Source organism: Citrobacter sp. TBCS-15, assembly GCF_005280815.1.
Classification (GTDB): domain Bacteria; phylum Pseudomonadota; class Gammaproteobacteria; order Enterobacterales; family Enterobacteriaceae; genus Citrobacter; species Citrobacter werkmanii.
In genome coordinates, this window is sequence record NZ_SZWK01000292.1 from 61,816 (window position 1) to 80,681 (window position 18,866).

Sequence of the window (18,866 nt, forward strand, 5' to 3'; positions counted from 1 at the left end):
TAGTAGCTCAGGAATAGTATGCAGGTCGGTTTAAATACAACATCACTCTCCGGTAGCGGAGCGCTTAATCCTTCTGTGCAGCAGCATACCGTTGCGCAGAATGCCCCTGTCCGTCAAAAGTTACCCGCAACGGCGAGTGATTACCCGGCCTCACCGCTTATTACCACCCGGCCTCAGCGCTATAGCGTGCAGCTTAACGATCAGCTCACCACGCTGCAGCAGGCCGATCACTATCTGGGACAACTGGAACAGCATTTGCTGGATTATCGCCATGCCTCGCGCCGTGGCGGGCAGACGCAGCAGCAAAAGGGCGCCGAACTTACCCAGTGGCTGGATAAAAGAACGGCGTTATCCGGCGGCGCGGTGGACAGGCAATTGCGTCCGGTTTTGCAGGGCGAGGCGCGAGTGACATTTCACTCACCTGAACTGGCGCAGATGCTGCAAAAAGATGCCATAAGCTCACGTATGTTCAGCGTCTCTGACGGGCGGCAAACGCAGCACTCGGCGGTGGTGGTGGGTGAGGATATGGATCCAGGCCAGTACAAAATGATGATGAGCAACGCGCTGCGTCGTGTCGGGGTGCAGGTGCACGATCGGCAGGGGGCGCTGAGCTTTTCCACTGCGGAAAAGCAGTGGACACAGATCCAACAAACCCTGAGCGTACGCGATGTTGATGCGAAGTCATCGGCGTTTACCCCACTCAAAACGTTTGCCGATCCGTCCCGTTCAGAAGACCTTCTGCAACATATCGCGCAGGGCAGTTCCCGTTCTCAGGATGGCTTACAGCAGACGCTGGATGTCATTGGCGATCAGCGTGCGCAAATGGCTGCCCAGCAGGAGAAGGCCCGGCAGTTGATTGACAGTATGGCGCGTTTCCCACAGGCAGAGAGTGCGGTAAAAGCCTCTGAATCACTGGGGGGAGTATTGGATCATGCTAATCACAATTATCAGGTATTAGCACAGGCGGTCAACGGACAAGCCCGACTTTCCAGTCAGACGGTCCGTAGTTTATTAAGCTAATCCTGGTGGCATGCTTTTGTTGAGAAAGTAAAAGCAGAGGGGTCTGTGATTAACAGACCTCCTACATCCTGTGTAAAAAGCAAATTTTGCTGCGCGTCTAAATGAATCCACCACGTATGCAGGTTGTGTTCTGTCACAAACGACCCGAAATTTGCCAGCCGAGAATCGTTTTGATCGGTTTTGGTTGTACTAAAATGAAACTCCCCCTGTTTTGACGTGCCAGCATAATGGTTAATACAGGCGGCGATCTTAAACGTTGATGGCGTTTTGTTACTTTGCTCCAATGGGACGAGAGTAACGGTCGTGTTTTTATTCAGTGGACTCGTAATGAGTTCATAATGAACGTTTTTGCCAGAATTAAGATCGTAATTAACAATAACCGTATTTTCAATGTGGGCTTGGGCCATAAAGGTACAAAATAACGTTAAAGCGGACAGGCAGGGGAAAAAGTAATTATTTGCATTTTGGCATTTCATTTAACATTTTCTCCACTTCTTTAATTAAAATACCATTCATTTCATTATCTTTATTTAGCCAGTTATCAAAGCTCAGCGCTAACTGCCAGTTGTCATTGCATTGATTGCTTAGCACAATATCAAGGGCAAGCTTGTTGAGAGAAACCCGATAATACAGGGTCATCGAGGCGCTATGCGTGACCAATAGTTGATTGATCTGCTCTACACCAGGAAGAATATGTTGTGAAACGAGTGATAATGATTTCTTATTCTCACCTGGATCATAAAGTTGATAAGCCGTAATACGATTGGCGTTTTCCAGCGTCTCTTTAACCAGTTGCGGTGCGTCTTCCATTTTAGTGACAGCTGGTGCTTTAAAATATGAGATTAAAATAAATAACGACAGTGCGATAACGATAACGGGCAAGGTTATCAGAACAGCGCGATAAGGATGCCGCCTGAAGGTTGTTTTTCTCTGGCTTCTCGGCAATAGTTGACTGTTAAGTAAGGGTATTCCCCCATGAATTGTTGACGGAAGCGTTTCATCAGGCGCAAGGGGCTCAACAACCTCGGTACGCTTCTCGGCTTCATCAATGGTACTGTCATCGGCCACAATTTCATTAAGGTCAATAGTTTCAATCAGGTAGTTTTTATTAAATAAATACCCTTTTTTGGGTATGGTTTTTATAATTTCCTGCTGCTTGCCATCATCATCGATAGCAACACGCAGGGCATGAATGGCGGTCGGCAGGCTATTTCCACCGACGATGCGATTCTTCCATACTGCGCTCATTAAATAAGACCGAGATAAAACTACATCGGCATTTTTAGCTAATGTCTCTAACAGAATAAAATGGTATTCGCCCAGGCGACGTATCTCGCCTGTTTCACAATGGATTAACGCATTAAGCGAGGAATCCAGCCGCCAGTTGTTAACTACGATACTCATCGTTTTGTATACCCGTGCAAGATTTTATATCCCTGGTGTCACACCGTTAAAAATCAGTGCATTAAAATTCTGAAGAAAGTGAAATGTCTTTCTGGCTATGAAGCTACAGCCGAATCGCTATTGAGTGTTTTTTATGCTGTCCAAAAAAGGATTTGAAATGTAGCGAAAGTGCCTGAGACTCACAATATAAAAATACAGGGTATTTGCAACCAAATGTAAAATAAGGTCAGGCGGTGGGTGATTAAGGTATTTTTGATTAAGTATAATCTCATTGGTATCATGGCGTTAACTCTGTTGGTGTGTAAGCAATCAACTCGTTATTAGATATTTCTAATAATCTTTTAATTAAATCTTGATTGCGATATCCCTTATGTAGTGGGTGTCGGGTAAAGGGAAGCACGAAAAGCTAAAATAGAGTAGTGGTTTATCTCTCTGGTTAATGAGGTGGTAAGGAACGTAAAATTTTTTTTCGCAGCGCTTTAAGTTTTCCAAACGGGTGGTCGTTTTTACAGAGTATCGAAACGAAAAACGATTATTCCCAAGGAGCAGTACCATGTTATCGATTAATACTAATACCGCATCAATGTCTGCTGTTAATGCTATCAACAAAAGCAGCGCATCACTGTCTACTTCTATGGAACGTCTGGCGACAGGTAACCGTATTAACTCATCTGCAGATGACGCCGCGGGCAAGCAGATTGCCAGCCGTCTGACCGCGCAGTCCAGCGGTATGGGCGTTGCGCTGAGCAACATCAACGATGCCACTGCCATGCTGCAGACTGCAGACAGCATGTTTGATGAAATGACCGACGTACTGGGCCGTATGAAAGACCTGTCCACTCAGGCAGCGAACGGCACCTACAACGACGAAGATTTGCAGGCGATGCAGGACGAATACGACGAACTGGGTCAGCAGATGTCCGATATGCTGCAGAACACCACTTACGGCGGCACCAACCTGTTCGGTGTTTCCGGTACCAGCAACACCGGTAAAGACGGTCTGTTCCAGAGCGCGGTAACCTTCCAGGTTGGCGCTGAATCTTCTGACACCATGACCGTTAACATCTCCAGCCAACTGGACGATCTGGTTAACGCGTTGGATCAGGTGAGCGCTTCTTTCAAAGGTGACCAGGCTGATGCTACCGGTAATGCCGGCGTTTCCGGTGGTACTGAGTTGACCACTTCTGGTTCTGCAAACCAGATGATCACCACCATCCAGACTGCAATGGATGACGTGTCTAAGATCCAGTCCAAACTGGGCGCATCTATCAACCGTCTGAACGACACCGCTGCTAACCTGACCAGCATGCAGGACAACACTGAAGTGGCGATCGGTAACATTATGGATACCGACTACGCGACGGAAGCGTCTAACATGACCCAGCAACAGGTGCTGATGCAAACCGGCATCACCATGCTGAAGCAGTCCAACAGCATGTCCAGCATGGTTTCCAGCCTGCTGCAGTAATTCCTGACTTAACGTCATTCACAACACCGCCACCCGGCGGTGTTGTGCTTTCAGCGACCTGGCTTTTACCTGGAAACCTTCCAGGGGAAGGGAAAACGCATTTCCGCCACTAAGTTAACTAACTGAATCTGAATAATAAAAAATGTTGGCATGCGTTTTGCTATTACATAAATAATGTTGCACGGAGTCATCGATTATGAGCTTTACGAGTCCGATCCAAAAATTAGCACAAGAGTTTGCCTACGCCGATATTGCTACCCAGGCGACGAATTTGCAGAACGAACAGAACGAATTGAATGCAGAGAGCAGCGGTCTGGACTCGCTCAGTACCGCGCTGACGAATTTTCAGACGGCCATCGATGCGCTGAACAGCGACACCGACGGTCCGCTGACGTTTTCTGCTACCTCTAATAATGACGCGAATACCGTATCGGCGAACTCCGAGGCGCAGGCCGGGACTTACTCATTTTATGTTTCGGCGCTTGCGCAGGCGCAACAAACCACCTTCAGCATGAGCGACGACCAGTACAGCGCATCCGGTACCTTTACGTTATCGATGGATGACGGCACGACCATGGATATCGATCTTGCTGCTGCCGATGAAGATGGCGACAGTTTCATTGATGCCAACGAACTGGTTGACGCGATCAATGACTCGGACGACAACCCCGGCGTGTCGGCGGCATTGGTTAAAACCGATGGCACCACCACCATCATGCTGACCTCTGATACTACGGGAAAGCAAAGCGGTTTTTCGGTGAGCGTTTCTGGCAACGACGAGCTTGCTGCGGCGGAGTCATCTAGTGAGCAGATGTTAACAAATCCACAGGACGCCGAAATCCATTTGGGTAACGAGGACGGCCCTGCCATTACCAGCAGCTCCAATACGTTTGATGATGTTATCCCCGGCGTGACGATGACCTTTTCTGAGGTCAGCGATCCTGATGATCCGAATGATGTAACCACTTTTACCGTCGCGGAAGACTCCAGCGGATCGCAGGCCAAAGTGCAGACCTTTGTGGATGCCTACAACACGTTAATCGACACCATCGATTCGTTGACCAGCTATGGCGATGACGACACGGCTGCCGGGGTTTTTGCCGGTGACGCCGGGATGAATTCGCTGGCAAATCAGATGGATGATATTGCTCACGCCTCCTACGGCGGTGTTTCGATTGTCGACTATGGCATCACGCTGGATGACGACGGTCACTTACAAATTGACTCCACCCAGTTCAGCGAAGAAATGGAAGAAAATCCGGACGGTTTGACCTCTATTTTCGTCGGGGAAGACAGCATGGTCGCGCAGATGGACGACCTGATGGAAAGCTATCTGGATTCCAGCAACGGCATCATCGCCATGCGTCAGGAAAACATTGATGACCAGCAGAGCAAAATTCAGGACGAAAGCGATCAACTGACTGAAACCTATAACACCAACTACGAGCGCTACGTGGAAGAGTACACCAATACGCTGGTTGAAACGTACACCATGAAAGTGAGTATGGCCGCGTTTATGTAACCGGCTGGTTTAAGAGAAGGACTGAGAATCAACATGTACGACACGCAGGATGGTTATTCGCAATACAAAGAGATGGATCTTGCTGCGCGTACCGCAGCAGCATCGCCGTTAGAGCTGGTGCTGGTGCTGTTTTCGGGGCTGATGGACGAGCTGGAACGCGCCAAAAGCCACATTGAGAACAAACGCTACGAGCGTAAGGCGCAAAGCATCAACAAATGCATCGATATTCTCAACGCCTTAACCAGCTCGCTGGAGTTTGAAACGGGCGGCGAGCTGGTGGTGAATTTGTCCCGGCTGTATGACCACTGCGTCTACCGCCTGTACGAAGCCAGCGGCGAATTATCGCTGGAAAAAATTGATGAAGTGATCCTCATCCTGACGAATCTGCGCACGGGCTGGGAAGGTCTGTCGGCAAAACTGGGATAAGGCGATGCAAAGAGAGCGTCTGCAACAGCAACAGCAGCTTTATGCCCTGGTACAAGAGATGAACGACGCGCTGGATAACAAGCGTTGGCGACGATTACCCGGCCTGCATCAGCAGGTGATGCGCGTTTTTCATGACTATGCCGCCTGGGAAACTGATGCCGGGGCGCTGAGGGAAGTGAAAAGCAAAATGCATGCGGCGTTTGAGGCGCTAATAACCCGGCGAACGCAGCGTGCCGAAGAACTCAAAGCGCGCATGGATCAACATCAGCAAAACCAGGAAGGAATGTTGGCGTACTCAATGGTTAATTTAATTTCGGAGAAGGCATGAATCCTGTATTACTGGCCTCGGCCAGTGCGTTGGCAGAGGCCACACCGGAAAAGGCGGCTATTTCAGCCCCAACAACGTCAACGAGCGGCAGCACGTTTTCTTTGCCGCAGGCTGGGCTTAACGCGGTGGCTGAACGTTTGATTGGCGCAAAAGTCAACCAACAGCAGGCGTCGGCGGCCGGGCATCAGCGCGATGATGCAGATCCTGCGGCTATGCAGGCATTGCTGGCGATGCTGTTGGCGCAACCGACTCAGGCGGCTCCTGCTGGAGTACAGAAGCAACCTGATGGTGAAATGCTGAAAATGCTGGCGCAGGTGCAAACCACTCATTCGGGATCATCGCTGCTGCGCCAACTGGCGAGCGCCATGGCCCAGCCGGAAAAAGCGTCCACGCCATCGGCCGAGCAGCATACAAACGACTTATCGTCACTGCCGCCTAAGCTGCAAACGTTATTGGCGTCTCTCAGTGAGGATTTGCCGCCAGCAACCCCGGATCAACAGGCTAAGCTGGCGACGTTTTCCGCCCAGGATCTGCGTGCGATTGCGCCGGAGCCTGCGTCACTCTCGACCACCCAACAAATTTCTGCTCGGGTGAAAGCAACCCAGAACGCCAGTCCGCGCCCGGTGGTGGAGAGAAAAAACGCTGGAGTGACGGTTAACCCGGCGCTCTCTACGCAAAGTTTACTCACTACGGCGGCGCAGGGAAATCAGCCGGTGAATCCGCTGACTGACCATAACATCGTGTCAACGCAAGCGTCCTCGCCAGTGATGATGTCAACGGAGGAACTCGGGGAGAAACTCACCGCGCTGCTTAAAGACAGAATTCAATTCCAGTTGGGTCAGCAACAGCAGGTGTCAACCATTCGTCTTGATCCTCCTTCGCTAGGCAAACTTGAAATTGCCGTGCAACTGGATGCAGGCAAGCTGATGGTTCACATCGGCGCAAATCAGAGCGATGTCTGCCGCTCATTGCAACAATTTAGCGAGAACCTACGCCAGCACCTGACGGCGCAGAACTTCATGGAAGTCAATGTTCAGGTCTCCTCCGAGGGGCAATCGCAGCAGCAAAAACAGCAGTCAGGTCATCAACAGGATGAGGTGACGTCGGCATTAGTGCTCAATGATGAACCTCAATTTCAACGGAATGAATCCGTTCTGATCAAAGTGTAAAAGTAAAATGAAGAAAATTGTTATCGCGTGTGTGATCAGCTCCGTTGTGGCTCTGGGTATTGCGGGGGGCGCAGGATGGGGCATTTATCATTCTATGAATAAGCGAACTACGGCTGCAGCAGAGGTTCCTGCCCATGAAGCGGAAGACAGCCAGGATGAATCCAGCAGTATTTTTGTCTCTCTGCCGGAAACGGTGGTTACGCTGCATGATGATGAAGGGGGCGATCGCTATATGGTCGCTGAGCTGGTAATGGTCGTTGATTCAGAGAAAGACGCTGAAAAAATTAAGAAGGACGAACCGCTCTATCAAAGTATTACCGTAGATGAGCTTTCGAATATGAAATATGAAGATATTCGGGCGCTGAAGATCTCCGATATCAGAAAGAAAGTATTTGAGAATCTGAAAGTCGAATTAGCGAAACGCAAAATGGCGACACCTTATAAGGACATATTGGTGAAAAAAGTCGTGTTCCAATAAGCGGCAAGCCAGGAAATAACATGATACAGGATGCTTACGAGTCAGAAGACTTTAATGCCACGCCCGTGCTCACGCCAAAGCAAGAGAGCCATTATTTACAGGCTTATCTACCTTTGGTGCGCAAAGTGGTGCGTCAACTTGCGCCGCAATGTACCTGCGTTATGGACAGGCAGGATATGGAGCAAACGGCGCTGATGGGATTGCTGAATGCGATTCGCCGCTATGGTCAACCGGATGAAGGCTTTGCCGGTTATGCCGTCCACCGTATTCGTGGCGCCATACTCGATGAGCTGCGCAGCCTCGACTGGCGGCCTCGTCAGTTACGGCAAAAATACCATCAGATTAAAGATTTGATTCGTGATGCGCGCACACAGCTTGGGCATGAACCCTCATGGGAGGAGTTGTCCCGGCTGGGATTATCGTCTGAGGATTATCAGGAATATCAACAGTTGGAAGGCGCCGAAACGCTGGCCAGTCTGGATGAATTACTGAATGGCGATATGCCGATTGCACCGCTCGAAGGGCGGGGACTTGAGGAGCAATTCGTCACCCAGGAAATGTTGAGTTACGCCCTGAGCCAACTCAGCGAAAAAGAGGGCCTCGTGCTCTCAATGTATTACCAACACGATATGAATTTAAAAGAGATCGCGCTGGTATTAGGGCTGACCGAAGCCCGAATTTGTCAAATGAATAAAAAAATCACGCACAAGATTCGTGATTGTTTATATCCAGACTAACAATTCCGAATCAACATGCGGAGGACGTAATGCAAAAGATTTTTGGTTTATTAGTGGTTTTGGGCTGCGTATTTGGCGGCTACTTTGAGGCTGGTGGGCAGTTAATTGCTATTTGGCAGCCAGCAGAAATTATTATTATCGTCGGTGCTGGTCTGGGGGCGATGATTATTGGTAACCCGGTACATGTCCTGAAAGAGATCGCCCACCAGATCAAAGGGGTGATCAGTAAAAAGAAAATGGGACCGGAGTTTCAGCGTCAGCTACTGATGTGCCTGTATGAGCTGCTGGAAATGGTGCAGAACGGTGGTCTGCGTATGCTGGATCAGCATATCGAGCAGCCGGAAGAAAGCACCATTTTCCAGAAATACCCGCTGGTGCTGACTCAGAAGCGACTGGTGACATTTATCGCCGATAACTTCCGTCTGATGGCGATGGGGAAAATCGATGCCCATGAACTGGAAGGGATCCTCGATCAGGAACTGGATACCGCCGAAGAGTCTTTGTTAACCCCTTCGCGCTCCTTGCAGCGTACCGCCGAGGCGATGCCTGGCTTCGGGATTTGCGCGGCGGTGCTGGGTATCATCATCACCATGCAGTCTATCGACGGTTCCATTGCGCTTATCGGTCTGAAAGTGGCGGCGGCGTTAGTGGGGACATTCTTAGGGGTGTTCATCTGTTATTGCCTGATGGACCCGCTGGCAAACGCCATGGAACAGCAGGCGCGGGCAGAGCATTCGCTGCTCGAATGCGTTCGTACCGTGCTGGTGGCGCAAGCGGGCGGTAAACCGACGCTACTGGCGGTCGATGCTGGCCGTAAACTTCTCCATCTGGCCTCTAAACCCACTTTTGCCAATCTGGATGCGTGGGTTAATGCGATGCTGGAGCAGGAATAAGCATGAGGAAGGGGCCAAATCGTCGCGATCGCGGCGCGAAAACCACCATTATCCGCCGACAAATTAAAAAGAACCATGCAGGTCATCATGGCGGGGCGTGGAAGGTCGCCTTTGCTGACTTTACTCTGGCGATGATGGCGCTGTTTATGACGCTGTGGATTGTGAACAGCGTCAGCAAGGCTGACCGTGAAAATATCGTGGCGGCGCTGCATGGTCAGTCAATCTTTAACGGTGGCGGTATGGCGCCGTTGAACAAGCTGGGCAAGCAGCCGATAGCGCCAGGCGCGCAGAAGAAAAACGTCACGCGCAACAAGCTTGATAAAACCGTGAATCCACAGGAGACGGCGAGGATCACGGAAGAGAACGCTAAAAAGGCGCTGGATGTGAACGAGAAAACGGCGTTACTGAAACAAAAATCAGCCCAGGAGCTAGGCGAGCTGGCGACCGACATTAACGTCATTGCCCGCAATGCGCATATGGAGACCAACCTTGAAATGGAGATTGTTCCTCAGGGGTTGCGCGTTCTGATTAAAGATGATCAGAACCGTAATATGTTCGAACGCGGTAGCGCCAAAATTATGCCGTTCTTTAAATCGCTGCTGGTTGAGCTGGCCCCCGTGTTTGACTCGCTGGACAACAAGCTCATCATTACCGGGCATACGGACGCGATGAGCTATAAGAGTAACATTTACAACAACTGGAACCTGTCAGGCGACCGCGCATTATCGGCCCGTCGTGTGCTGGAAGACGCCGGGATGCCGCAGGATAAAGTAATGCAGGTCAGCGCAATGGCTGACCAAATGCTGCTGGATGCGAAAAATCCGGAAAGCGCCGGCAACCGTCGCATTGAGATCATGGTATTGACACAAAGCGCTTCCGATACGCTGTATCAATATTTTGGTCAGCATGGCGAGAAGGTTGTGCAACCACTGGTTGATAAGCTCGACAAACAAAAGCAGGTGACTTCTTTACGCCAACATTCTGCTCCCGTCGCTCATTAATTCTGTTCCCCGTCCCCCACGCAATGTGGGGGCAAATTATCCCGCAGGAAGGCAATATGATAGATATAGCCCATATTATTCCATTGGATATTCATACTGATAACGTCACGGATGTGGCCTGTCAGGGCGCGCATTTCGACAAAGTTTCCGGGATCTGGTACACCGAACCCCATGAGCTAAACGAGGCGCTTCGTGACTATGTCTACAACACCGACAGTTTTAACATCGTCGCGCCGTACTATCTGGTGATTACCTCGAAGATGCACTGCTGGAACTGCCACCAGCTTACCCATATTCACGGAGTGATGTTTACCCGGTTTATCAGAAAAGATCAGGATGGCAAAGGCTGGCAATCTATTCGACGGAATACCTTTCTGTTCCACATTAATTCTCTGCCTGAAGAGATAAAAAAGAACATCAAAGCCAGCAATTACTATCTGGATAAAAGTAAAACCACCGGGCTACGTTACTGGATGAATCATTGTGAAATTTGTGGAGAGCGTCTGGGCGACTACGAGCTTTTCTGCGTGGAAAATGACGCCTTTCGCCTGATGACGATCGAAAAATTGCTGCGAGCAAAGATTCGCAAAGTGAATAAGCTTTTTGTCAGTACGGCGGGTAATCCCGCAGAACATAAGACCACGGACATCGTGCGCTACCTGTGTGATGCGCGCTTCGTTATGAATGGTCCTGCGTAAAGCATAATCAGACTTCTCACACCATAAAAATACTGTATACTTAAACAGTGTTGTGGGAGGCGAGTGATGCGCAAAATCATACATGTTGATATGGACTGTTTTTTCGCGGCGGTGGAAATGCGTGATAATCCAGCCCTGCGCGACATTCCCATTGCTATTGGCGGCAGTCGTGAACGCCGGGGGGTTATCAGCACTGCCAATTATCCGGCGCGTAAATTTGGCGTGCGTAGCGCAATGCCGACCGGAATGGCGTTAAAACTGTGCCCGCATCTCACGTTATTGCCTGGTCGATACGAGGCTTATAAAGAAGCCTCCCGCCAGATTCAGGCGATCTTCTCCCGTTATACCTCGCTGATCGAACCTCTTTCGCTGGATGAAGCCTATCTGGATGTGACCGACAGCGCTCACTGTCACGGTTCCGCCACGCTGATAGCGCGGGAGATCCGCCAGACAATTTTCAACGAGCTACAGTTAACCGCCTCCGCCGGGATTGCGCCGGTTAAGTTTCTGGCAAAAATAGCCTCCGATCTCAATAAACCCAACGGGCAATATGTCATTATCCCCGCCGATGTTCCCGAATTTCTCAGAACGCTGCCGTTAGGGAAAATACCCGGCGTAGGCAAAGTTTCTGCCGCTAAGCTGGAAGCGATGGGGTTGCGCACCTGCGAGGATGTTCAAAAATACGACCTGGCCATGTTGCTCAAACGGTTTGGTAAGTTTGGTCGCGTGTTGTGGGAACGCAGCCAGGGTATTGATGAGCGCGACGTCAACAACGACAGACTGCGCAAATCAGTCGGCGTCGAGCGTACGCTGGCAGAAGATATTCATGAATGGGCTGAATGTGAGGAGATTATTGAGCGTCTATATCCCGAACTGGAACGGCGTCTGGCAAAGGTAAAACCGGATCTGTTGATTGCCCGGCAGGGAATAAAACTCAAGTTTAATGATTTTCAGCAAACCACGCAGGAGCACGTCTGGCCGCGCTTAAGTAAAGATGACTTAATTGCGACGGCGCACAAAACCTGGGATGAACGTCGGGGAGGGCGAGGCGTGAGACTGGTGGGATTACACGTCACGCTGCTGGATCCTCAGTTGGAAAGGCAACTGCTGCTGGGAATTTGACTCTGATGTATTGCCGGATGGCGGCGTAAACGCCTTATCCGGCCTACAAATCAACGCGTAAGCCGGATAAGCGCAGCGCCATCCGGCATTTATTACAGAGACTTACTTCGCCGGAATCGACTTCAACAGTTCAGTCAGCAGCGTCCAGTAGTGGCCGACGCTTTCAATATGAACCTGCTCATCCGGGGAGTGCGGACCGGTGATAGTTGGCCCGATGGAAACCATGTCCATATCCGGATACGGTTTCTTGAACAGACCACATTCCAGACCGGCGTGGATAATCTGGATGTTCGGCGTTTTGTTGAACAGACGCTGATAGGTTTCGCGAACCAGGTGCATAACCGGAGAGTTAGCATCCGGCTGCCAGCCAGGATACGCGCCTTTGGCTTCGGTTTTGGCACCGGCGAGCTTGCCCAGTGAATCCAGCATGCTTACCACGTAGTCTTTACCGCTGTCGATCAGCGAGCGAACCAGGCAGTGGATCTGTACATTATCGTCAGTCATGGTCACGACACCGACGTTCAGGGAGGTTTCCACCACGCCTTTCGCTACGTCGGAATTGCGGATCACGCCGTTCGGGGTGGCGTTCAGTAGACGAACAAAGCTATCGCGAGACTGTGCGGTCAGCGCGGCTTTATCGTTGGCTACGGCATCCAGAAGCAGAGCCAGATTCTTCTCTTTGGCTTCCAGTTCGTTTTTCAGGATGTCCTGGTAAGTGTTAACCAGCGCTTTTAACGCATCAACCTTATCAGTAGCCACGGCGAGGGTCGCAAAAGCTTCACGTGGAATCGCGTTACGCAGCGTGCCGCCGTTGAAATCAATCAGACGCAGATCCAGCTCTTCAGCGTGGCCCGCCAGGAAGCGTACCAGCAGCTTATTTGCGTTACCGAGGCCTACGTGGATTTCGCCACCGGAGTGACCGCCTTTCAGACCTTTTAAGGTCAGTTTAAAGCTCTGGAAACCAGCCGGAACCGCCTCACGGGACAGTGGCAGGTTTGAGGTAAAGTCGATACCCCCAGCGCAACCCATGTAGATCTCACCTTCTTCTTCAGAGTCGGTATTGATCAGGATATCTGCCTGCAGCCAGTTAGCCTGCAGACCGAACGCGCCATCCATGCCCGCTTCTTCGGTCATAGTCAGCAGCACTTCCAGCGGACCGTGTACCACGTTGTCATCCGCCAGGACGGCCAGCGCGGACGCCATACCGATGCCGTTATCCGCACCCAGCGTGGTGCCACGGGCTTTCACCCATTCGCCATCAATATAAGGTTGGATAGGATCTTTGGTGAAGTCGTGCACGGTGTCGTTGTTTTTCTGCGGGACCATATCCAGGTGCGCCTGCAGAACGACCGGTTTGCGGTTTTCCATGCCTGCAGTGGCAGGTTTGCGAATCAGGATGTTACCGACCTGGTCGCGCTCGACGTGAAAACCTTTCTCCTGGGCCCAGCTCAGAATATGTTCAGCGAGCTGCTCTTCATGGTAGGACGGATGAGGAATAGAACAGATTTTGGCAAAAATATCCCACAACGGTTGCGGGGATAATTGAGACAGTTCAGACACGTTGAGTCTCCTTGGCGATGTCCTACAAAACTTGCTTGCAGGGCACGGGGTTAGCTGAATAAAAAACACCACAAGTCAGGCTTGCGCGATGCGATTGAGAATACCACTTTCTCCGCTGACGGCTAGCATAAAGCATGCAAAAAGAGGCGTGGATTCTGCGAAACACTGGTTTTTAGTGCGTCAGATCTCTATAATCTCGCGCAACCTGGTTCACCCTCAATTTATTAATTAGCCGTAGATAAACAGGCTGGGACACTTCACATGAGCGAAAAATACGTCGTCACCTGGGACATGTTGCAGATCCATGCACGTAAACTGGCAAGCCGCCTGATGCCTTCTGAACAATGGAAAGGCATTATTGCCGTTAGCCGTGGTGGTCTGGTGCCGGGCGCATTGCTGGCGCGTGAATTGGGTATTCGTCATGTCGATACCGTATGCATCTCCAGCTACGATCACGACAACCAGCGCGAGCTGAAAGTGCTTAAGCGTGCTGAAGGCGACGGTGAAGGTTTTATCGTCATCGACGACCTGGTTGACACCGGCGGCACCGCGGTTGCGATCCGCGAAATGTATCCTAAAGCGCATTTCGTCACTATTTTCGCTAAGCCGGCAGGTCGTCCGCTGGTAAATGATTATATTGTTGATATCCCTCAGGATACCTGGATTGAGCAGCCTTGGGATATGGGCGTAGTGTTTGTCCCGCCGATCTCTGGTCGCTAATCAGCAACGCTTTCAACGCCTGGCTATGCCGGGCGTTGTTCTTTATTAATCCCCATCAGGTTACACTATGCCTTAATGAGTATTCATGGAGGCTGCAAGAATGTCACAAGCTAACCTCAGCGAAGTCCTGTTCAAACCCCGCTTCAAACACCCTGAAACGTCTACGCTGGTTCGTCGTTTTAATCACGGCGCGCAGCCGTCCGTACAATCTGCCCTGGATGGCAAAACAATCCCACACTGGTATCGCATGGTGAATCGCCTGATGTGGATCTGGCGCGGCATCGATCCGCGTGAAATCCTCGAAGTACAGGCGCGTATCGTGATGAGCGAAGCCGAACGCACGGATAAAGAGCTCTACGACACGGTCATTGGTTATCGTGGCGGGAACTGGATCTATGAGTGGGCAAAGCAGGCGATGGAATGGCAACAGAAAGCGTCTATGGAGGAGGATCCACAGGTGAGCGGGCGCCACTGGCTGCATGCCTCTACGCTGTACAACATTGCCGCTTATCCGCACCTGAAAGGCGATGAGCTGGCAGAGCAGGCGCAGGCTCTGGCCAATCGCGCCTATGAAGAAGCCGCTCAACGGCTGCCGGGCACGCTGCGTGAGATGGAATTCGCGGTCGCTGGCGGCGCGCCGATAACCGGCTTCCTGCATATGCCAAAAGGCGAGGGTCCGTTCCCGACGGTACTGATGTGCGGCGGTCTCGATTCCATGCAAACGGACTACTACACCCTGTATGAGCGCTACTTTGCTCCGCGCGGTATTGCCATGTTGACGCTGGATATGCCGTCGGTCGGATTCTCATCAAAATGGAAACTGACTCAGGATTCCAGCCTGCTACATCAGCATGTATTAAAGGCGCTGCCTAATGTCCCGTGGGTGGATCACACCCGCGTGGCGGCCTTCGGTTTCCGTTTTGGCGCTAATGTGGCGGTACGCCTGGCGTATCTGGAGTCGTCACGGCTGAAGGCGGTGGCCTGCCTGGGACCGGTTGTACATGCGCTGTTGAGTGACCCGCAGCGTCAGGCAAGCGTCCCGGAAATGTATCTTGACGTTCTGGCCAGCCGCCTGGGGATGCATGACGCTTCCGATGAAGCGCTGCGCGTTGAGCTTAATCGCTATTCATTAAAAGTGCAGGGACTGCTCGGTCGACGCTGCCCGACGCCAATGCTGTCGGGGTTCTGGAAAAATGACCCGTTTAGCCCGGAAGAGGAGTCGCGTTTAATCACCTCGTCATCTTCTGACGGTAAGCTGCTGGAGATTCCATTCAACCCGGTGTATCGCAATTTTGACAAAGGACTGCAAGAAATAACCAAGTGGATCAATCAGAGATTGTGTTAAAAGTTTGCTAAATTTTATCGATTTGGTAAAACAGGAGCTTCACCTAAGGAGATCGTAATGACGTTACCGAGTGGGCATCCGAAAAGTAGATTGATCAAGAAATTCACCGCGCTTGGCCCGTACATCCGGGAAGGGCAGTGCGAAGACAATCGCTTTTTTTTCGATTGTTTGGCTGTTTGCGTCAACGTGAAACCCGCCCCTGAGAAACGTGAGTTCTGGGGCTGGTGGATGGAGCTTGAGGCGCAGGAAAAACGCTTTACCTACAGCTATCAGTTTGGTTTGTTTGATAAAGATGGCAACTGGACGGCGGTGCCGGTGAAAGAGACTGAAGTGGTAGAGCGACTGGAATACACCTTACGTGAGTTTCATGAAAAATTACGTGGGTTGTTAACGTCGCTGAATCTGGCGCTGGAGCCTGCTGACGATTTTAAGGATGAGCCGGTTAAATTAACCGCATAATGAACAGTAAAATGCCGGATGGCGGCGCAACCCCATCCGGCATTTTTTTATACTAAATCAGAACTGATAAACCATACCGACGGCAACGATATCATCATCGTTGATACCCAGTTTATTGTCGCTATCCAGCTGGTTGATTTTATAATCGACAAACGCGGACATATTTTTGTTGAAATAATACGTTGCGCCAACGTCGATATAATTCACCAGATCTTCATTGCCGACGCCTTCAATATCTTTACCTTTTGACAGCACATAACCCAGCGACGGACGCAGACCAAAGTCAAATTGGTACTGAACAACCGCTTCGAAGTTCTGTGTCTTATTGGCGAAGCCGCCGGAAATCGGCGTCATATTGCGCGTTTCAGAATAGAACGTCGCAATATAGATATCGTTAGCATCATATTTTAAACCCGTTGCCCAGGCTTCTGCTTTATCGCCCGTACCGCGAGTTTGCAGATTCTGCTGATTGGTACGATCGGAGTTGGTATAAGCGCCGCTTACGGCGAAATCGCTACCGCCAAAGTCATAGGTAACGGATGTACCAAAACCATCGCCGTTCTGTTTTTTCACATCGCGGTCCTGGTTTTTACCCTGATATTGCAGGGTCAGATCCAGGCCATCCACGACGCCGAAGAAATCGGTGTTACGGTAAGTCGCCAGGCCGCTGGCGCGTTTGGTCATAAAGTTATCGGTCTGCGCAGATGAATCGCCGCCGAACTCCGGGAACATATCGGTCCATGCTTCTACATCGTACAGTGCGCCCAGGTTACGACCATAATCAAACGAGCCAAGATTTTTTAATTTCAGACCGGCAAAGGCCAGACGTGTTTTTTGCTGGTTGGAATCACTTTCAGCTTTATTGCCTGCGAACTCTGCTTCCCAGCGACCATAACCCGTCAGTTCATCATTAATTTGCGTTTCGCCCTTAAAACCTAAACGGATATAGCTTTGGTCGCCGTCCTTGCTGTCATAATCCGTCATGTAATGCATGGCTTTCACTTTGCCATACAGATCCAGTTTATTGCCGTTCTTGTTATACACTTCAGCTGCCTGTACGGATGCCGACGCCACAATCCCCATCACCACTAATGCCAGAGTGTTCTTTTTCATTTTCATTCCTGATTAAAAGTACGCGCTAATATTCACTGGGTGTGATCCCCGTTAAAAGACAGGAAGGTTTTTAACGTCTGGCAATGAACGTTTTATGACAAAGTAAGAATATTTTTAAAAAAGAGTGTTTTTATGTTTCTGTAATCAATGCGTCAAAATCTGCCGCTACGCTTGCTGATCCTGCGCAATAAAATTTCATGCTTTGTGCGCTGGCTGTTGGCAACCGGGGCCAGTCCTGCTAAAACGTTCGTTTGATATCATTTTCCCCAATTTTGAATGGCAGAGAATCATGAGTGACAGCCAGACGCTGGTGGTAAAACTTGGCACCAGTGTGTTAACGGGCGGATCGCGCCGCCTGAACCGCGCCCATATCGTAGAACTGGTTCGCCAGTGCGCGCAGCTTCATGCCGCAGGGCATCGTATTGTTATCGTTACCTCAGGCGCGATCGCCGCCGGGCGTGAGCATCTTGGTTACCCTGAGCTCCCAGCGACGATAGCCTCGAAACAGCTGTTGGCGGCGGTAGGGCAGAGCCGATTGATTCAACTGTGGGAACAGCTGTTCTCTATTTACGGTATCCATATCGGGCAGATGCTGCTGACGCGTGCGGATATGGAAGACAGAGAGCGCTTTCTTAATGCCCGCGATACCCTGCGCGCGCTGCTGGACAACAACATCGTTCCTGTCATCAATGAGAATGACGCGGTGGCGACCGCCGAAATTAAAGTCGGCGATAATGACAATCTCTCGGCGCTGGCGGCGATTCTGGCCGGAGCCGATAAGCTGCTGCTGCTGACCGATCAGCAGGGACTGTTCACCGCCGATCCGCGCACCAATCCGCAGGCGGAGCTGATTAAAGACGTTCACGGTATTGATGATGCGCTGCGCGCCATTGCCGGCGACAGCGTTTCTGGCCTGGGAACGGGCGGGATGGGCACTAAATTGCAGGCCGCAGATGTCGCGTGCCGCGCCGGAATCGACACTATTATTGCCGCGGGCAGCAAGCCGGGCGTGATTGGTGATGTGATGGAAGGCGTTTCCGTTGGGACGCGTTTTCATGCTCAGGCCTCTCCGCTGGAGAACCGTAAACGCTGGATTTTCGGCGCGCCGCCTGCCGGGGAAATTACCGTCGATGAGGGGGCTACCGCTGCGATCCTGGAACGCGGCAGTTCATTACTGCCAAAAGGCATTAAAAGCGTGACAGGCAACTTTTCTCGTGGTGAAGTGATTCGTATCTGCAATCTCGAAGGGCGCGATATCGCCCACGGCGTGACCCGCTATAACAGCGACGCGCTTCGCCGTATTGCCGGACACCACTCACAGCAGATTGACACCATCCTTGGCTATGAATACGGCCCGGTTGCTGTCCATCGCGACGACATGATTACCCGTTAAGGAACAGGCA

The 18,866-nt window shown here is 51.0% G+C and carries 20 protein-coding genes; 16 read left to right on the top strand and 4 right to left on the bottom strand.

Annotated features, from left to right (window positions below; translation table 11 throughout):
• Window positions 1-18: 18 nt before the first annotated feature.
• Window positions 19-1,020: a flagellar hook-associated protein gene (locus tag FDW96_RS17965; protein ID WP_137366074.1), complete on the top strand. Its 1,002-nt coding sequence runs from the start codon at window positions 19-21 to the stop codon at window positions 1,018-1,020.
• Here FDW96_RS17965 and FDW96_RS17970 read toward each other — a convergent pair.
• Complete coding sequence (locus FDW96_RS17970; RefSeq protein ID WP_043015274.1) at window positions 1,017-1,496, bottom strand: hypothetical protein; 480 nt, start codon at window positions 1,494-1,496, stop codon at window positions 1,017-1,019. The two genes, FDW96_RS17965 and FDW96_RS17970, sit on opposite strands and share 4 nt — an antisense overlap.
• Entirely contained in the window at window positions 1,474-2,424 is a 951-nt protein-coding gene (locus tag FDW96_RS17975) for a transcriptional regulator (RefSeq protein WP_137366075.1), read from the bottom strand. The genes FDW96_RS17970 and FDW96_RS17975 overlap by 23 nt, the downstream gene beginning before the upstream one ends.
• A 553-nt stretch (window positions 2,425-2,977) precedes the next feature.
• On the opposite strand from FDW96_RS17975, the gene lafA reads away from it, so the two are divergent.
• The 11 genes from lafA (at window position 2,978) to dinB (ending at window position 12,266) form a co-directional block, all read left to right on the top strand.
• Window positions 2,978-3,892: a lateral flagellin LafA gene (lafA, locus tag FDW96_RS17980; protein ID WP_137366076.1), complete on the top strand. Its 915-nt coding sequence runs from the start codon at window positions 2,978-2,980 to the stop codon at window positions 3,890-3,892.
• Window positions 3,893-4,088: 196 nt separating this feature from the next.
• Window positions 4,089-5,414, top strand: a complete 1,326-nt coding sequence (fliD, locus tag FDW96_RS17985) for a flagellar filament capping protein FliD (RefSeq protein WP_137366077.1) — start codon at window positions 4,089-4,091, stop codon at window positions 5,412-5,414.
• A 33-nt stretch (window positions 5,415-5,447) separates the two neighbouring features.
• Window positions 5,448-5,840: a flagellar export chaperone FliS gene (gene fliS / locus FDW96_RS17990; RefSeq protein WP_003843794.1), complete on the top strand. Its 393-nt coding sequence runs from the start codon at window positions 5,448-5,450 to the stop codon at window positions 5,838-5,840.
• A 4-nt stretch (window positions 5,841-5,844) separates the two neighbouring features.
• Window positions 5,845-6,168: a hypothetical protein gene (locus tag FDW96_RS17995; RefSeq protein ID WP_043015277.1), complete on the top strand. Its 324-nt coding sequence runs from the start codon at window positions 5,845-5,847 to the stop codon at window positions 6,166-6,168.
• Window positions 6,165-7,337, top strand: a complete 1,173-nt coding sequence (locus tag FDW96_RS18000) for a flagellar hook-length control protein FliK (protein WP_137366078.1) — start codon at window positions 6,165-6,167, stop codon at window positions 7,335-7,337. The genes FDW96_RS17995 and FDW96_RS18000 overlap by 4 nt, the downstream gene beginning before the upstream one ends.
• 7 nt (window positions 7,338-7,344) lie before the next feature.
• On the top strand, window positions 7,345-7,815 hold the full coding sequence (gene fliL / locus FDW96_RS18005) for a flagellar basal body-associated protein FliL (RefSeq protein ID WP_061383066.1): 471 nt from the start codon (window positions 7,345-7,347) through the stop codon (window positions 7,813-7,815).
• Between the two features lie 20 nt (window positions 7,816-7,835).
• Window positions 7,836-8,552, top strand: coding sequence for a FliA/WhiG family RNA polymerase sigma factor (locus FDW96_RS18010; protein WP_006685924.1), 717 nt, complete (start codon window positions 7,836-7,838; stop codon window positions 8,550-8,552).
• A gap of 29 nt (window positions 8,553-8,581) precedes the next feature.
• Window positions 8,582-9,445: a flagellar motor stator protein MotA gene (gene motA, locus FDW96_RS18015; RefSeq protein WP_006685923.1), complete on the top strand. Its 864-nt coding sequence runs from the start codon at window positions 8,582-8,584 to the stop codon at window positions 9,443-9,445.
• Window positions 9,446-9,447: 2 nt separating this feature from the next.
• Complete coding sequence (gene lafU / locus FDW96_RS18020; RefSeq protein WP_042310392.1) at window positions 9,448-10,446, top strand: putative lateral flagellar export/assembly protein LafU; 999 nt, start codon at window positions 9,448-9,450, stop codon at window positions 10,444-10,446.
• A gap of 56 nt (window positions 10,447-10,502) precedes the next feature.
• Window positions 10,503-11,144, top strand: a complete 642-nt coding sequence (locus tag FDW96_RS18025; protein ID WP_137366079.1) for a DNA primase — start codon at window positions 10,503-10,505, stop codon at window positions 11,142-11,144.
• A gap of 66 nt (window positions 11,145-11,210) precedes the next feature.
• Window positions 11,211-12,266, top strand: coding sequence for a DNA polymerase IV (gene dinB / locus FDW96_RS18030; protein ID WP_137366080.1), 1,056 nt, complete (start codon window positions 11,211-11,213; stop codon window positions 12,264-12,266).
• 102 nt (window positions 12,267-12,368) lie between these two features.
• Here the strand turns inward: dinB and pepD are convergent, their stop codons facing one another.
• The gene (gene pepD / locus FDW96_RS18035) at window positions 12,369-13,826 is read right to left on the bottom strand and encodes a cytosol nonspecific dipeptidase (protein WP_137349260.1); all 1,458 of its coding nucleotides are present in this window, start codon (window positions 13,824-13,826) and stop codon (window positions 12,369-12,371) included.
• 261 nt (window positions 13,827-14,087) lie between these two features.
• Between pepD and gpt the strand changes: the two genes are divergently transcribed.
• The 3 genes from gpt to crl all read left to right on the top strand — a co-directional run bounded on the left by gpt (window position 14,088) and on the right by crl (window position 16,350).
• The gene (gpt, locus tag FDW96_RS18040) at window positions 14,088-14,546 is read left to right on the top strand and encodes a xanthine phosphoribosyltransferase (RefSeq protein WP_038637683.1); all 459 of its coding nucleotides are present in this window, start codon (window positions 14,088-14,090) and stop codon (window positions 14,544-14,546) included.
• Between the two features lie 100 nt (window positions 14,547-14,646).
• Window positions 14,647-15,891 carry an esterase FrsA gene (frsA, locus tag FDW96_RS18045; protein WP_079225374.1) on the top strand — a complete coding sequence of 415 codons (1,245 nt, stop codon included), beginning with the start codon at window positions 14,647-14,649 and terminating at the stop codon, window positions 15,889-15,891.
• 57 nt (window positions 15,892-15,948) lie between these two features.
• Window positions 15,949-16,350 (top strand): sigma factor-binding protein Crl, encoded by a 402-nt coding sequence (gene crl / locus FDW96_RS18050; protein ID WP_042310381.1) that lies wholly within the window; start codon window positions 15,949-15,951, stop codon window positions 16,348-16,350.
• 57 nt (window positions 16,351-16,407) lie between these two features.
• On the opposite strand, the gene phoE is transcribed toward crl, so the two are convergent.
• Window positions 16,408-17,463, bottom strand: a complete 1,056-nt coding sequence (gene phoE / locus FDW96_RS18055) for a phosphoporin PhoE (protein WP_137366081.1) — start codon at window positions 17,461-17,463, stop codon at window positions 16,408-16,410.
• Between the two features lie 289 nt (window positions 17,464-17,752).
• On the opposite strand from phoE, the gene proB reads away from it, so the two are divergent.
• Complete coding sequence (gene proB, locus FDW96_RS18060; RefSeq protein WP_003031373.1) at window positions 17,753-18,856, top strand: glutamate 5-kinase; 1,104 nt, start codon at window positions 17,753-17,755, stop codon at window positions 18,854-18,856.
• Window positions 18,857-18,866 lie beyond the last annotated feature (10 nt).

Bases quoted from the DNA above. Each gene is read 5' to 3' on its own strand.
- FDW96_RS17965 (WP_137366074.1), top strand. From the start codon at position 19: ATGCAGGTCGGTTTAAATACAACATCACTCTCCGGTAGCGGAGCGCTT.
- FDW96_RS17970 (WP_043015274.1), bottom strand. From the start codon at position 1,496: ATGAAATGCCAAAATGCAAATAATTACTTTTTCCCCTGCCTGTCCGCT.
- FDW96_RS17975 (WP_137366075.1), bottom strand. From the start codon at position 2,424: ATGAGTATCGTAGTTAACAACTGGCGGCTGGATTCCTCGCTTAATGCG.
- lafA (WP_137366076.1), top strand. From the start codon at position 2,978: ATGTTATCGATTAATACTAATACCGCATCAATGTCTGCTGTTAATGCT.
- fliD (WP_137366077.1), top strand. From the start codon at position 4,089: ATGAGCTTTACGAGTCCGATCCAAAAATTAGCACAAGAGTTTGCCTAC.
- fliS (WP_003843794.1), top strand. From the start codon at position 5,448: ATGTACGACACGCAGGATGGTTATTCGCAATACAAAGAGATGGATCTT.
- FDW96_RS17995 (WP_043015277.1), top strand. From the start codon at position 5,845: ATGCAAAGAGAGCGTCTGCAACAGCAACAGCAGCTTTATGCCCTGGTA.
- FDW96_RS18000 (WP_137366078.1), top strand. From the start codon at position 6,165: ATGAATCCTGTATTACTGGCCTCGGCCAGTGCGTTGGCAGAGGCCACA.
- fliL (WP_061383066.1), top strand. From the start codon at position 7,345: ATGAAGAAAATTGTTATCGCGTGTGTGATCAGCTCCGTTGTGGCTCTG.
- FDW96_RS18010 (WP_006685924.1), top strand. From the start codon at position 7,836: ATGATACAGGATGCTTACGAGTCAGAAGACTTTAATGCCACGCCCGTG.
- motA (WP_006685923.1), top strand. From the start codon at position 8,582: ATGCAAAAGATTTTTGGTTTATTAGTGGTTTTGGGCTGCGTATTTGGC.
- lafU (WP_042310392.1), top strand. From the start codon at position 9,448: ATGAGGAAGGGGCCAAATCGTCGCGATCGCGGCGCGAAAACCACCATT.
- FDW96_RS18025 (WP_137366079.1), top strand. From the start codon at position 10,503: ATGATAGATATAGCCCATATTATTCCATTGGATATTCATACTGATAAC.
- dinB (WP_137366080.1), top strand. From the start codon at position 11,211: ATGCGCAAAATCATACATGTTGATATGGACTGTTTTTTCGCGGCGGTG.
- gpt (WP_038637683.1), top strand. From the start codon at position 14,088: ATGAGCGAAAAATACGTCGTCACCTGGGACATGTTGCAGATCCATGCA.
- frsA (WP_079225374.1), top strand. From the start codon at position 14,647: ATGTCACAAGCTAACCTCAGCGAAGTCCTGTTCAAACCCCGCTTCAAA.
- crl (WP_042310381.1), top strand. From the start codon at position 15,949: ATGACGTTACCGAGTGGGCATCCGAAAAGTAGATTGATCAAGAAATTC.
- phoE (WP_137366081.1), bottom strand. From the start codon at position 17,463: ATGAAAAAGAACACTCTGGCATTAGTGGTGATGGGGATTGTGGCGTCG.
- proB (WP_003031373.1), top strand. From the start codon at position 17,753: ATGAGTGACAGCCAGACGCTGGTGGTAAAACTTGGCACCAGTGTGTTA.